This is a genomic window from Marinilabilia rubra, assembly GCF_003121985.1.
In the GTDB taxonomy this organism is placed as follows: domain Bacteria; phylum Bacteroidota; class Bacteroidia; order Bacteroidales; family Marinilabiliaceae; genus Marinilabilia; species Marinilabilia rubra.
In genome coordinates this window covers 1-13,550 of record NZ_QEWP01000029.1, presented here as the reverse complement: position 1 = coordinate 13,550, position 13,550 = coordinate 1, and the positions used below count along the sequence as shown (strand labels likewise).

13 protein-coding genes are annotated in these 13,550 nt (G+C 39.9%); 10 read left to right on the top strand and 3 right to left on the bottom strand.

Features of this window, described 5'->3' with window-relative positions; all coding sequences use genetic code 11:
* Positions 1-124 precede the first annotated feature (124 nt).
* From DDZ16_RS19615 to DDZ16_RS19605, 3 genes are all read left to right on the top strand, one after another.
* Positions 125-733 carry an RICIN domain-containing protein gene (locus tag DDZ16_RS19615; protein WP_109266187.1) on the top strand — a complete coding sequence of 203 codons (609 nt, stop codon included), beginning with the start codon at positions 125-127 and terminating at the stop codon, positions 731-733.
* 32 nt (positions 734-765) lie between these two features.
* Positions 766-1,596 carry a hypothetical protein gene (locus tag DDZ16_RS19610; protein ID WP_109266186.1) on the top strand — a complete coding sequence of 277 codons (831 nt, stop codon included), beginning with the start codon at positions 766-768 and terminating at the stop codon, positions 1,594-1,596.
* Between the two features lie 104 nt (positions 1,597-1,700).
* The gene (locus tag DDZ16_RS19605) at positions 1,701-3,443 is read left to right on the top strand and encodes a C1 family peptidase (protein ID WP_109266185.1); all 1,743 of its coding nucleotides are present in this window, start codon (positions 1,701-1,703) and stop codon (positions 3,441-3,443) included.
* 764 nt (positions 3,444-4,207) lie between these two features.
* On the opposite strand, the gene DDZ16_RS19600 is transcribed toward DDZ16_RS19605, so the two are convergent.
* Positions 4,208-5,155 carry a hypothetical protein gene (locus DDZ16_RS19600; protein ID WP_109266184.1) on the bottom strand — a complete coding sequence of 316 codons (948 nt, stop codon included), beginning with the start codon at positions 5,153-5,155 and terminating at the stop codon, positions 4,208-4,210.
* A 110-nt stretch (positions 5,156-5,265) separates the two neighbouring features.
* Positions 5,266-6,012: a sigma-70 RNA polymerase sigma factor region 4 domain-containing protein gene (locus tag DDZ16_RS19595; protein WP_109266183.1), complete on the bottom strand. Its 747-nt coding sequence runs from the start codon at positions 6,010-6,012 to the stop codon at positions 5,266-5,268.
* Between the two features lie 620 nt (positions 6,013-6,632).
* Here DDZ16_RS19595 and gdhA point away from each other — a divergent pair.
* The 7 genes from gdhA to DDZ16_RS19560 all read left to right on the top strand — a co-directional run bounded on the left by gdhA (position 6,633) and on the right by DDZ16_RS19560 (position 13,060).
* Positions 6,633-7,970 (top strand): NADP-specific glutamate dehydrogenase, encoded by a 1,338-nt coding sequence (gene gdhA, locus DDZ16_RS19590; protein ID WP_109266182.1) that lies wholly within the window; start codon positions 6,633-6,635, stop codon positions 7,968-7,970.
* A gap of 390 nt (positions 7,971-8,360) precedes the next feature.
* Positions 8,361-9,134 carry a TatD family hydrolase gene (locus DDZ16_RS19585; protein WP_109266181.1) on the top strand — a complete coding sequence of 258 codons (774 nt, stop codon included), beginning with the start codon at positions 8,361-8,363 and terminating at the stop codon, positions 9,132-9,134.
* A gap of 230 nt (positions 9,135-9,364) precedes the next feature.
* A complete protein-coding gene (locus DDZ16_RS19580; protein ID WP_109266180.1) occupies positions 9,365-10,399 on the top strand; it encodes an asparaginase in 1,035 nt (344 codons plus the stop codon).
* A gap of 263 nt (positions 10,400-10,662) precedes the next feature.
* Positions 10,663-11,487 carry a MotA/TolQ/ExbB proton channel family protein gene (locus DDZ16_RS19575; RefSeq protein WP_109266179.1) on the top strand — a complete coding sequence of 275 codons (825 nt, stop codon included), beginning with the start codon at positions 10,663-10,665 and terminating at the stop codon, positions 11,485-11,487.
* An 8-nt stretch (positions 11,488-11,495) separates the two neighbouring features.
* Positions 11,496-11,942: a hypothetical protein gene (locus DDZ16_RS19570; RefSeq protein ID WP_109266178.1), complete on the top strand. Its 447-nt coding sequence runs from the start codon at positions 11,496-11,498 to the stop codon at positions 11,940-11,942.
* A 63-nt stretch (positions 11,943-12,005) separates the two neighbouring features.
* Positions 12,006-12,584 (top strand): ExbD/TolR family protein, encoded by a 579-nt coding sequence (locus DDZ16_RS19565; RefSeq protein WP_109266177.1) that lies wholly within the window; start codon positions 12,006-12,008, stop codon positions 12,582-12,584.
* Entirely contained in the window at positions 12,584-13,060 is a 477-nt protein-coding gene (locus DDZ16_RS19560; protein WP_109266176.1) for an ExbD/TolR family protein, read from the top strand. Before DDZ16_RS19565 ends, DDZ16_RS19560 begins: the two co-directional genes overlap by 1 nt.
* A 67-nt stretch (positions 13,061-13,127) precedes the next feature.
* Here DDZ16_RS19560 and DDZ16_RS19555 read toward each other — a convergent pair whose 3' ends face one another.
* Entirely contained in the window at positions 13,128-13,250 is a 123-nt protein-coding gene (locus DDZ16_RS19555; protein WP_198416771.1) for a helix-turn-helix domain-containing protein, read from the bottom strand.
* Positions 13,251-13,550: the final 300 nt, after the last annotated feature.

Below are 13,550 nucleotides of genomic sequence, written 5' to 3'. Positions count from 1 at the left end.
TTTTAACAAATATATCCTTCAATTATTTTCAATTCCTCCTTGCCGGTGCAACTAATTCACTAAACAAACCTTAACTCCCACTTAATTCAAATCAAACTAATTTAAGAATAAATTTTTTGTTGTTATGAAGTCATTATTTACGATTGCCTTAGCATGTTTAATGCTTTTTTCAGTATCGGATGTTGAAGCCCAAAGAAGGGGTAAAAGAACCAAAAAGGTTGAAATACCATTGGAAGGTACTGTTTTTCACATCCGCAATGCTAAATCCGGAAAATTTCTAGATGTCAGTGGAACTGCCAATTCCAAAAAGGCACGAAGCAATGGAACCAATGTTCAGCTTTGGGATCTCGATGGCGGAGCTGACCAGAAGTTTAAATTCGTTCCGGCCGGTAACGGGTATTATCATATTCAAACCCAACATGCCAGAATGAATCTGGATGTGCATGGATGTTTTGAAGGCAAATGGTTTTGCGGAACTTACAAGAAAGACAAAGGTGCAAATGTACAGGTTTGGAGTGCCGGAAGAAGTGAACCTCAGCAGTGGAAATTGGAAAAAGGAACTGCTCCCGGGCGCTTTTACCTTAAAAACCGTTATTCAGGGAGATATTTGGATGCTAACAATTCAGATGTTCAAAAAAACGGGTGCAATGTGTTGCAATGGAACAAGGATGATAATACCAATAAGCAATGGGAACTTGTTGATGTGAAAACAGGCCAGAAATTTACGATGTAGGTATTTCACAGTAAATCCCAAAAATAAATTATATGTTAATACTGTTTCAAAACAGGGGACTCGCTTTTCTCTTTCTTCTCTTTGTTGTTTTACCAGGATGTGTTGCTGTTGGGCCACTCTCCCCCAAAAAATTGAAAAGTGATAAAAATATTGTGGTTAGAGGTGAATCTTTTACTGAAGATGTTGACCTAACTGAAATATTGGAATTTTCCCCATCTGTTCCGGGTGTAATGAAAGCTGTTGTGCACGGAAATTTGGTATTCGAAAAATGCAATTTTTATCAGTTTGTAACCCACGCTAAAAAAGACGGAAAGGAATATGTTGTTGAATTTAAAGGGGATTTGGTATTTGATGAATGCCTTTTTCGTGATACTGTGAACTTTGATTATTTGACCGTCAACGGAGATTTTTATGCCGGAAAATCTGAGTTTATGGGCCCCGCAGATTTTAATTATACCTGGTTTAAAGGACGAAACACTCTTTTTTCTAACTCGGTTTTTTATCAGGATGCCCGTTTCAATAAAACAATTTTCGAAAACCGGGCGCATTTTTTTAAAGCCGGATTCAAAAAGGCTGCTCTATTTCAGGCTGCCGTTTTTAAAGGGCGTGCTTTTTGGGGAGCAGCGACTTTTGACGGGTATGCAGAATTTGCTCAAAGCCGGTTTTTGCAGGATTTGAACATGAGTAAATCCCGGTTAAACGATCGGTCAAATTTCGGAGGAATGTATGTTGTGATGGATGCCATCTTTAATAATATGCACTTTGAAAAAATGGCTGATTTTTCAAAATGTGTGTTTTTCCAATCTCCTGAGTTTTCTGATACAGAATTTAAGGAGGGTCAAAAAGGCGTTAATGAGGAGTGATTTTTAAATGTATTAATAGATAGGTGTTTGTAATTTCTCAAACCCTGGAAGAGAAAATTCCGGTGGGGTATAAGGTGCAAATATCATATTGAAAAAACAGATTTATGAAAGATAAAATTTTAGGTTCAGCACGCACCGTAATGCTGGCAGCATTGTGTTTGTCTTTTTCCTCATGTGAGGAAATTGTAAATGAAATTGAAAAACAAATAGAGGACATTGGTAGCAAATATGTTTCGGATGCCGGAGGTACCGGTATCGACCATGACAAAGAAGTCGAAAGTGTAAAAAGTATTCCCAAAGATTTATCCCTGGTGACATTGAGCGATGCAGCCATGGAAATGCAAGACCGGGTGGTTTTGACAGATTATGTACCACCGGTTCGCAGTCAGGGGCAGTATGGTACTTGTACTGCATGGGCTACAGGGTATTATACACGTACAATTATGTATGCTCGTGAAAATGATTTATCGCCGACCGATCTGGAAGACGACAGCAATGTGTTCAGCCCGTTGGATATATACCTGTCCATTAGTCATGCAGATAATTGTGGTGGCTCCTGGCCTGGTAGTGCCATGAAAGTGATGCAGGAGAGGGGGATTGCAACTTTAGCAACGGCTCCTTATGAAAACCTGGGGGATTGCTCCCAGGGCCCCAAGTCCTCCTGGACTGCCGAGGCAGCTAATTACAAAATAGAAAGCTATAGGACCGTAGATCATCTTAGTGTCGAGGATGTGAAATCTTATATTCAAAAGGGACAACCGGTGCAGGTTAGTTGTGTTTTAGGGCTTGATTTTGCATATAAGAGAGATGGTGAGGTGATGTACGATGACGATTACAGTGCCGATCCTGAAGAGCATGGACGCCATGCTATGTGCTGTGTGGGTTTTGATGATAATAAAGGCAGTAACGGGGCTTTCCTGATTGTCAACTCATGGGGAGACAATTGGGGAGATGCAGGTTACTTTTGGGCCGATTACGATTATTTTACACGTGGGAAAGATCGTAATGGCTTGGTCTCTTATGCTTATGTTATTGAGGGAGACAAAGGCAAGCTGTCTGAAGACATGATGGATGAAAGTGTTATTAATCCCAATTATCGCGTTGAGGGTAAAGATTTAATGGCCATTAAGCTTGAAGATAACCTAAATGAAGATCCTGACTATCCTGATGATGATCGCTATATTACTTATAATGTTTTCAACCGCGGGGAGAGTGCTGTTCCTGCTTCTGATGACTGGAATATTGTGTATTACTATTACAACGCTTACGATCCGGAAAATGACTTTGGAATCCTGATATATGATTATTATACCGATGATGTAGGTCCGGATTATGAAGGCCAGTATGGTGATTTTGCCGGTGTTGATGTCAATCTTGAAGCTTTCGGAGATCGCAATTACTGGAATTATATCAATACACCTTCCGGCATGTCAGTGGCCACAGCTGCAGAAAATGACGGGTATGAATACAACTTCGAATTTGGCTATGCTCTTCCCGATGACCTGGATGGCGATTATTATTTTGTTCTGTATGCCGACGGATTCAATGATATTCAGGAGCAATATGAGCAGAATAACTTTATGTTTTTTACCGGAAAAGATCGCAAGCCTATCCAAATCGAAAACGGAGTGGTCGTAGAATCGTCTCTGAAAAGTTTTGGAAAACGCAGTGCCAACCCCGGAGAATTGAAAGAAGACAATCCCAATGCTTATACTATTGATGAGATAAAAGGATTAATTGAATATCAAAAAAGAGATGGCATTCTTAAGAACAAAGCCAATGAATTCCTGAAGAGTGCTAAAAAGGATCGTAAGACCAGAGGAAAGCGCATAGTCAGAGTAAATTAAAAAACATTATGTTTTTGGGTTAAGGTTGAAACACCTCCGCTGTTGGTTGCTGCGGGGGTGTTTTTTTGTGCCTTTGTAGCCTGCCGGAAAAGTTGAAATGACAGAATGTTGCAAGAAGACAAATCGAAGGAATAATGAATATGCGTTTGTAGTCCACTCCGGACAAAAACTCCCTAACTTCAATATCCCCTGAAATTAAGTCTTATCTGCCCGGGGTTATCTGAATTTGCCCCCTGCCTCCCGGGAGGCAAGATTATCAGGGGCTTGATGGATTAGCATTTTATGCATTATGCAGGTATTTAGAGAAAAAACCTAATTGTTAATATCATCGCAAATATAGAGCCAATTTCAACGGAGTATTGTTCTGCAACAAACCATTATAACACAGAACGATGCAAGCCACAAAATTTTTATGGTTTGAAATTCTGTTTATATACGACAAACTTTTCAACTCAGGTAAAGATGAACAGGCTTGTTAACTTTGTCGTAGTCTTTGAGTAATAGGTGGGGGATGCGCCAAAAGGCATTTAGTGAGTAGCAAGCCTATACCAGTTTTGCCGGATGTTGGGTGAATTTGAATTATACAAATTCATTTAACAAGACTTTGGCCCTGTTTTTTTTACGAAAACGAATTTTGTCCGAAATGCTGCAGAATCAGCGAATGCTTTAGGAGGTTTTATGCAGGTAATTGTTTTTAGGTGAATTTTAAGAATTCTTAATTCCCAGGGATGAAATAGAATGGAGTGATTAAAAATAAGGACCGGTTATTCGGCTTTTATCACAATCTTGCCACAAAACAAAAGTTCAAAGTTCTCTGAAATAAGTTTCCAGTAGTAAAGACCCTCGTCCAGGTTCTTTAAGGTGTATTCATTTTTTGTGGTCTCAGTTTCAATAATCCTGCTGCCTTCGTTGTTGAAAACCTCAATAATCAGCCTCTTTTTTCCGGGATTTTCCCATTTGATTGTTATTGAGTTGTTTGAATTTGTTACAGTTAGTGGAGAAACCACTTTCACTTCTCCTGAATTTCTTAAGTTGCCTTTGTATCGATCAACTAATTTTTCGAGATCTTCATCAGGTTCAAAATGAGCCAGAAACCTTATAGTATCAGCTTTTTCCTGAAGATGTGGGGGAACTCCGGAAGCTGGTGCTCCTGAAGAGGGTAAAGCTTGATTTCTTTCCGTATTTTCAGGTTCTTTTTGGTGATTGTCTGCAATGAGGATATTATCTCCGGAAGTGTCAGGTGTGGTATTCTTCTTTTTTATCTCAGAATTAATAATGTCATCTGTTTCCCCGGACTGATCATCCTTTGTAACTAATGTTTCGGCCTCGCTTTTGGCGCCGGAGTCCTTCTTAGTTATAGTTCCATTTGAGGAAGCTTCTTTATTGTTGGAAATGGTTTCCTGTGTCAAAAGACCTCCTTCATTATTTGTAGCCTGGTCGTTTAGGTCAAATAGTAATAGAATCAGTGCAATGGCAGCAGCAATTGAAGCCCCCCATGCAATGAATTTTTGAATCTTGTCTTTTTTCTCAACTTCAGGAGTGATCTTTAATTGTTCACTATGAACAATATCTGCAACCGTCAAAATTTCTTCCGCACACTCATCACACTGCACAACATGCTCACGGATATAGCGAGGCAAACTTTGATAGTTGCCATTCTCCAGAGCTTCTGCACACATTGCAATTTCTTCTTCTGTGAGGTGCTTGATCATTTTGATGAATTGGTTTTTTTGCTCGCCCAAATATATTATTTAATTGATAAAAGGGCCAATTAAAATCGATGAAATAACACTATTCCCCGATGAAAGGTAGGAATGATTTATTAAACTTCAGTTGATTTGGTTTTGCTTGTCAATAATTCCATGAGAATGGTCAGGCTTTCGTGGTTGTGAGATGAAATCCCATTGCCATTAAGCCTGTTTAACAAAGTTGTCATGCGACTGTTCAACCACATTCTTACCGAATCGCTTTTTACACTTTTTTCTTCAACTGCATTAACGACTTCGGCAAGTTGTTCAAACTTTTCACCTTTTGAAGCTGGCTCATTTTGGCTGAGGAGGGAAGAAATTGATCTTGCACTATCAGGGTGATAGTCTTTTATATCCCTGTCGTTGATTGGGATATCGAGATAATATTTCAGGAACAAATTTAACTTTGCACTTTCTCCATTAAAAAACTGAAGGGCATTTGAAAGTCTTTTGACTTCATGCTTGAAATGCACATCTTTTTCAGTTTCTAGATGATGCGTGTTATTGTTAATCTCAGCAACGGTTTCCATAGCTTCATGCAATTGATTCCAATGTTTTTTTTCTTTTCTGATAAATTCACAGCACATGCGGTTAGCTACTGCAATGCAATAAGTCGTGAGTTGCGATTTACCTTGAAAAGCACTTAAAATCTTTTCCCGGTTGTTCCAGAATTTTTCAAATACTGACATTTCAGCATCCGAAGCTTCCCTGGAAGGGATACTCCCTTTGGCAACATATCTGGAGACTACTTTCTTTATAATCTCCATTAATTGCTCCGCTGGAATTACCGGTTTTAAGGATTGGTTGCTTTTACTTCTCATTTTTGAAAAAAATCAATTGCAAAAATGCAACTTTTGTTTGATTTTGAGCTAATGGTCACTGTTGGTTGTTTTCTGTATCTCTTTTTGATCCTGATTTTCCGTGTTTTATGGGGTTGGTTTTGAGTTGCTTATTCTATCCATTTTTTTCTTACGTATATCATGCTTAAAAGTTTTTTAGAATACTTTTAAATTAGGCCTTTTGAGTTTTTGAACTAAAAAGCACAAAGATAAATAATGATTGCCCATTATAAAAAATAATAATAGAGAAGGGATGAATTTATGAAGGCCAGCTTTGTTACCTGGGTTTGCTTAAAATTGGACAATACCTCCTGAAAAGGATAAGACAATTAAAAGGACTCTGTGGGCTATGGCTTTAATAAAAAGTTTCCAGATTCAGGCTTTTGAGGATTTTGGTATTTTTGTTTGCTTACGATTTTGTGTTCACATGGGTGTTTGATCAGATGATTTTTATCATAATAACATGTTTTCGGGTGATTAAGATGCAGAAAAACAGCTGTTAAGGTTGTTTTTTGATCGGTGTTAAAAAACTTTCAAATTGTTACTGCGTATAAAAAATATCTCTAATTTTGATGAAAATAATTGACTAAAAATCCAGGGATATGGAAAATAAATTTCAATCGTTTATGGACACTGTCAGGATGAAAAATCCTGGCGAAGATGAATTTTTACAAGCTGTTCAGGAAGTTGTTGAAACAGTATGGGATTTTTATCTCGAAAACCCCCGCTATCAAAAAGCAAAGATATTGGAGCGTATGACAGAACCTGAGAGAGTGGTGATGTTTCGCGTACCATGGGTAGATGATAAAGGAGAAGTTCAGGTTAATCGCGGTTACCGGGTTGAGTTTAATTCGGCAATTGGTCCCTATAAAGGTGGGCTCAGATTTCACCCGAGTGTAACCTTAAGTGGTTTGAAATTTCTTGGTTTTGAACAAACTTTCAAAAATAGTTTGACCTCGTTGCCTATGGGTGGCGGAAAAGGCGGTAGCGACTTTAGCCCCAAGGGTAAATCTGACAATGAGATTATGCGTTTTTGCCAGGCGTTTATGTCAGAATTATTCCGTCATATCGGACCTAATACTGATGTGCCGGCAGGAGATATTGGTGTCGGTGGCCGTGAGATTGGTTACCTCTTTGGCATGTATAAAAAGCTTCGCAACGAGTTTACCGGTGTTCTAACCGGAAAAGGACGTGAGTATGGTGGAAGTCTGATTCGTCCCGAGGCTACAGGATTTGGAGCGGTTTATTTTGTGCGGGAAATGCTTAAAGAGAAAAGTGATACCTTAAAGGGCAAAACAATTGCTCTTTCAGGATTTGGCAACGTTGCCTGGGGAGCTGCCCTTAAAGCTACCGAACTGGGAGGTAAAGTGGTTACCATCTCCGGTCCGGATGGTTATATTTACGATCCGAATGGTATTTCAGGCAGTAAAATTGATTATTTGCTCCAACTTAGGGCATCTAATCAGGATATTGTGGAACCATATGCGGAGAAATACGGAGTGGAGTTTTTCAGGGGAAAACGTCCCTGGGAACAAAAGGCAGATATTGCCATACCATGTGCCATTCAGAACGAACTGAACCTTGAAGATGCTAAAATATTGGTGTCTAATGGTTGCCAGTTGATTGCGGAGGCTTCAAATATGGGATGTACTGCTGACGCAGCTGCTTATGCCGCTGAGGAGATAATGTTTGCCCCGGGCAAAGCTGTGAATGCAGGAGGTGTTGCAGTTTCAGGTTTGGAAATGAGTCAAAACAGCATGCGCATCGAATGGAAAAAAGAGGAAGTGGATGAAAAACTGAACCACATCATGGATAATATTCATGCTAATTGCGTGAGATATGGAAAAGGCCTTGATGGCAAAATAAATTACGTAAAAGGTGCCAACATAGGTGGCTTTGTGAAAGTGGCAGAAGCGATGTTGGCCCAGGGTGTTGTTTGATAAACTGTAAAAAAGGCCTGCTAAAAAAGTCAAAAGAGCAGAATTTACAAGCCAACCCAATTGAAGGAGTATTGAAATACTTCGAGGTTGGAACGGTGAAGTAAATTTTGTTCTTTTGATTTGCCGTTTACTTATATAATACTCCGTTAAGCTTTTGCATTATGCTTGTAATCAATTATTTGCAAGCATGTGGTGTTTTGGGCTAATGTGCAGGTTTTCAGTGTTAAAAGATTTTTCAGCGCCCTAAATATTAAGTTTGAAAAAACCTTGCTTTTCCGGGCAGGGCTTTTTCCTGAATACGGGTAGCAATTTACGATAGTTGTGGGTTTATGGCTTTAATAACTAATAAAAGTTATCTTTATTCCTTAGATAAATAGTTAATTTTGCTACATGATTGATACACACTCACACATTTACCTGCCCGATTTTGATGAAGACCGGGCAGAGATTGTCGCAAATGCCCAAAAAGCAGGTGTTCAGAAAATTTTGATGCCAAATATTGACGGACAAAGCGTACGATCAGTTATATCTGTTGAAGAAGAGTTTCCGGGGTATTGCTATGCTATGATGGGGCTGCACCCCACCTCGGTGAAAGGTGATTACCTGGAGCAGCTTGCCAATGTTGAGTACTGGCTTCGCCAACAGGATTTTCTGGCCATTGGAGAGATTGGTATTGACCTGTACTGGGACAAAACCTGGGAGAGAGAGCAGCGAGAAGTTTTCAGAACCCAGCTTAACTGGGCCAAAAAAATGGGCAAACCTGTTGTCATTCATGTAAGAGATGCTTTTGAAGCTGTTTTTCAGGAATTGGATAAGGTTCATGACGGGAGTCTGAAAGGTGTTTTTCACAGTTTTTCGGGAAATAAATCCCAGGCCAGACGAGCTGTTGAATATCAGGGATTCATGCTGGGAATTAACGGCATTGTAACATTTAAGAACTCCAATCTGGATAAAGTGTTGACCGAGATGGGGCCGGAGAAACTTATGATTGAGACTGATGCCCCATACCTGGCTCCGGTTCCATACCGGGGGAAACGCAATCAGCCCGCTTTCATTAAACATACCCTTGAAAAACTTGCTGCTATATTTGATATGACACCCCGGGAAATGGATGAACTGACAACCCGGAATGCAGCTCAACTATTTGGGTTGGATGTGCAGTAGTTCTTCATCCCGATGATATCCTCCTTTGCCTGCAAAGAAGATAAGTCAATGGTTGTTTTTCATTAGGTTCAGTTGAGTGCTCATTTCTATTTTGTTTTAGAGGTGCAGGAGAAAGGTTTAAGCCTTTTTTAATTCCAAGGACATAAATTGCTTAGATTCCGGTTGCAACGATGCTGATCAATGTTTATCGTAATCTAATGGGCGGATAATGTAGTTTAATTTTTCTGAGAATGAACAAACGAGTCCTTATTATATATACAGGTGGAACAATTGGTATGGCCGTTGATGCGGATACCAATGCATTAGTTCCTTTTGATTTTGAGAATATTTCCCGAAAAGTTCCTGAACTTAAGAGGTTCGATTTTAATGTGGATAGTGTCTCTTTTGATCCCATTGTTGATTCTTCTGAAATGGCCCCGGATACATGGGTGAAACTAAGTGGCTTGATAGAGAAATATTATCCTGATTATGATGGTTTTGTGGTTTTACATGGAACAGACACCATGTCATACACCGCCAGCGCTCTTAGTTTTATGTTGCACAATCTTCAAAAACCCGTAATTCTTACGGGTAGCCAGCTGCCTCTGGGGGCCATCCGTACCGATGGGAAAGAAAATCTTTTAACTGCATTGGAAATTGCAGCCGCTCATAAAAATGAGCAAGCATTGGTACCTGAGGTGTGCATCTATTTTCAGGATAAGCTTTTTAGGGGAAACAGGACCACGAAGTATAATGCAGAGCATTTCAGAGCTTTCAGGTCTGATAACTATCCTCCTTTGGCAGAGGTTGGCTTGCATATTAGGTATAATTACCCGTATATTCGCTATACCACCTTAAGCGGTACATTCTCAGTAGCCAGGCGTATGAATAATAATGTGGCATTATTAAAGATGTTTCCCGGAATAAATGAAAGTGTGGTGCGCTCGGTGCTTGAAGCTCCCGGAATAAGAGGTGTTGTGCTGGAAACTTATGGTTCGGGGAACGCCCCAACCTTAGATTGGTTTATAAAAGCCCTTCGCGATGCGATTGACCGGGGGGTCATTATAATAAATGTCACACAATGTTTGGCCGGTAATGTTGAGATGTGGCGCTATGAAACCGGACGTCATTTACTGAATATGGGAGTCATCAGCGGGCATGATATCACCACTGAGGCAGCGCTTACCAAGTTGATGTATCTTTTGGGGAACAGCCCTACCGAAGAAGAATTAAAAATGAATCTAAATGAATCCCTAAAAGGCGAAATGAAACCCGTTTCGATGTAAAGGTCAAGAGGTAAGTGTGGTTAGTTGAATTTGACGGCTCAAGGGCTCTTGCATAAATTCAACTTTTTTTAGCAGGAATTTAAACCCTGAACTTGTAATTGACATTTTTTTTGTAATTTGCAACCCTGAAAAATGGGCATCGAATAAAAAATTTTGTCATTTTATGAATTGATTTTAAATTTGTTCCTCACTTTTCAAACGAGAAAAAAAGAATTATTTTTGAGTATTAACAAACCAATACAAATCAAAATTTATTACAGATTATGAAAAAGCTATTTGCGTTTTTGGCAGTTTTTGGGATGCTAAGCATGGGTGCATCATCCATTTATGCTCAGGAAGAAGACCAGTCGGTAGCTGAGGAGACCACCACCGAACAGGTAACCGAGCAGGAGACTGCAACACAAGAAGAGATGGTTGAAGAAGATGCAGCCGCCATGGAGAATGAAGAGCCCAAGGGAATTCACAAGCAAATTAAAGCCAAGTTTATCGAAGGTGGCGCCATGTTTATGAGTTTTGTACTTTTGGCACTTGTTTTCGGTTTGGCTATTTGTATTGAAAGGATTATTTACTTAAACCTTGCATCAACCAACACCAAAAAGCTCCTTCAGAAAATTGAAGAAGCCCTTAACGAAGGTGGTGTCGAAGCAGCCAAAGAAGTATGTCGTAATACTCGTGGTCCTGTTGCTTCCATTTTCTATCAGGGACTTGATCGTTTCGATGAAGGTATTGAAGTGGTTGAAAAATCAGTGGTTTCTTATGGTTCTGTTCAAATGGGACTGTTAGAAAAAGGATTGACCTGGATTTCATTGTTTATTGCCATTGCTCCTATGCTTGGTTTCATGGGTACAGTAATTGGTATGATCGACGCTTTCGACAGTATCCAGGCAATGGGTGACGTTTCTGCAACTGCTGTAGCAGGTGGTATTAAAGTGGCCCTTATTACTACAGTGTCCGGTTTGATCGTAGCTATTATCCTTCAGGTGTTCTACAACTACCTTGTATCTAAAATTGACGGTATCGTAAACACTATGGAAGATGCTTCTATCTCATTGATGGACATTTTGGTGAAGTATAACATGAAAAAATAATTGTCATTATGACTAAGCTTTCAAAATATTTGAACATTGTTTTATACATTCTCCTGGCAGTAACGCTGGTGTTTGCAGGATTGTTTTTCTTCGGAGGCGAAGTGGAAAATGCAGCATTTACAACACCTATTTACACTGAGTCGTTTCTGAACTGGGGCAAAATGTTGTTGGCAGGTGCTGCTGTCATCTCCATTCTTTTTGAAATATTCAATCTGATTGTTCATCCTCAAAGTGCTGTCAGATCGCTTATTTCAATTGCCTTGTTGGGAGTTATTGTATTGGTTGCCTACAGTATGGGAGACGGAACCCCGTTGCAGTTGGTTGGTTACAAAGGAAGTGATAACGTGCCCAGCATGTTGGTCTTAGGTGATACATTCCTGTATACCACTTACATTTTGTTGGGTGGTGTTCTGTTGACAATCCTCTACACTGAGGTGTCCCGAATTTTTAGATAACAACATTTAAGCAGGGAAGGAGTGTTATACTCTTTCTCGTGCTTTGAAAAATTATTAAATTCTATGGGAAAAAGAGATATTCAGGAAGTGAATGCAGGATCGATGGCCGATATTGCCTTCCTTTTGCTTATTTTCTTCCTTGTGACTACAACCATGGACACAGATTCCGGATTGACGCGGATGCTGCCCCCACCGGTGCCACCGAATGAGGAGCCTCCACCGCCAATTAAAGACCGGAATGTGTTTGAGGTTCTGATCAATGCCCAAAACAGGCTACTGGTTGAGAATGAGCCCATGGAGTTGAGCGAGATTCGGGATGCAGCCAAGGAATTCATTGAAAATCCTTTGAATGAGGATAACCTTCCCGAAAAGCAGGAGAAGGAAATCGAGTACTTTGGTATTTATCCGGTGACGAAAGGGGTTATTTCCCTGCAAAACGACATGGGAACGCAGTATCAGACCTATCTCTCTGTTCAGAATGAATTGGCCGCGGCCTATAATGAACTAAGGGATGAACTGGCTCAACGAAAGTTCGGAAAGAAGTTTGACGAACTGGAAGATGATAAGAAAGAAGCAATTCGGGATGTCTATCCACAGAAGATTTCCGAAGCTGAACCTAAAAACTTAGGAGGGAACGACTAATGGCTAAATTTAGAAAGAAAAAGGGTAGTGGTCAGCAGGCCATTAACACAGCCTCTCTTCCCGATATCGTTTTTATGTTGCTGTTCTTCTTTATGGTAAGTACTACTATGAAGGAGGTATCGCTTAAGATTCAGTTGAAGCAACCCGAGGCTACTGAATTGAGCAAGCTGGAAAAGAAATCATTGGTGACTTATATTTATGTGGGTGTTCCCCAGAAACAATATCAAAGCACCTTTGGCTCTGAGCCCAGATTGCAGCTCAACGATCAGTTTGCAACTGTTGATGATATACGTAACTATATTGTGCAGGAGCGCGAATCGATGAGGGAGAGTGACCGGTCTAAAATGACCGTTTCTATTAAGGCTGATTATGATACGCCTATGGGTATTATTACTGAGGTAAAGCAGGCGCTGCGTGAAGCACAGGCTTTGAAAATCAGTTATTCTGCAAGAAAAGCAGACAAAATACCTATGTAATTCAGACAATATTTTCTGATAATACAGAAAAAGGAGGTGGGAGTTTTCTCAACTCCTTTTTTTTGTCTCAAAATTCTACAGAAACGGCCCTGGTTCCTTTTTCAATTTTGCTGTAAGCAGATTTATCTACGCCAATATGCGTAGCCACCTCAATTTGTTTGAGATTCTTTTCTTCTCTGATACTTTTCATTTAAAACTCAAAGAAGGCAAAATACATGTTCCAGGAAACCGAAGAAGAAACAGCCGGATTTTAGAGCTAAAACCCTTTCAAATAGTGGAATTACATGAATACCTAAACGAAATCAGACCAACGATATTAAAAGAAATCAAAAAGCCACGGTCAGCCAGAAAACCCGATAAAATGTAAGCCATCGGTCTGCCACGTATTGCATCCTCCGGCCGGCAGCCGTTACTTTGTTGTCAAAAAATGAGGATGACACTGACAACTTTTAAGCAACTCTACCAAGAATACCAGGAATCGGGCCTGAAG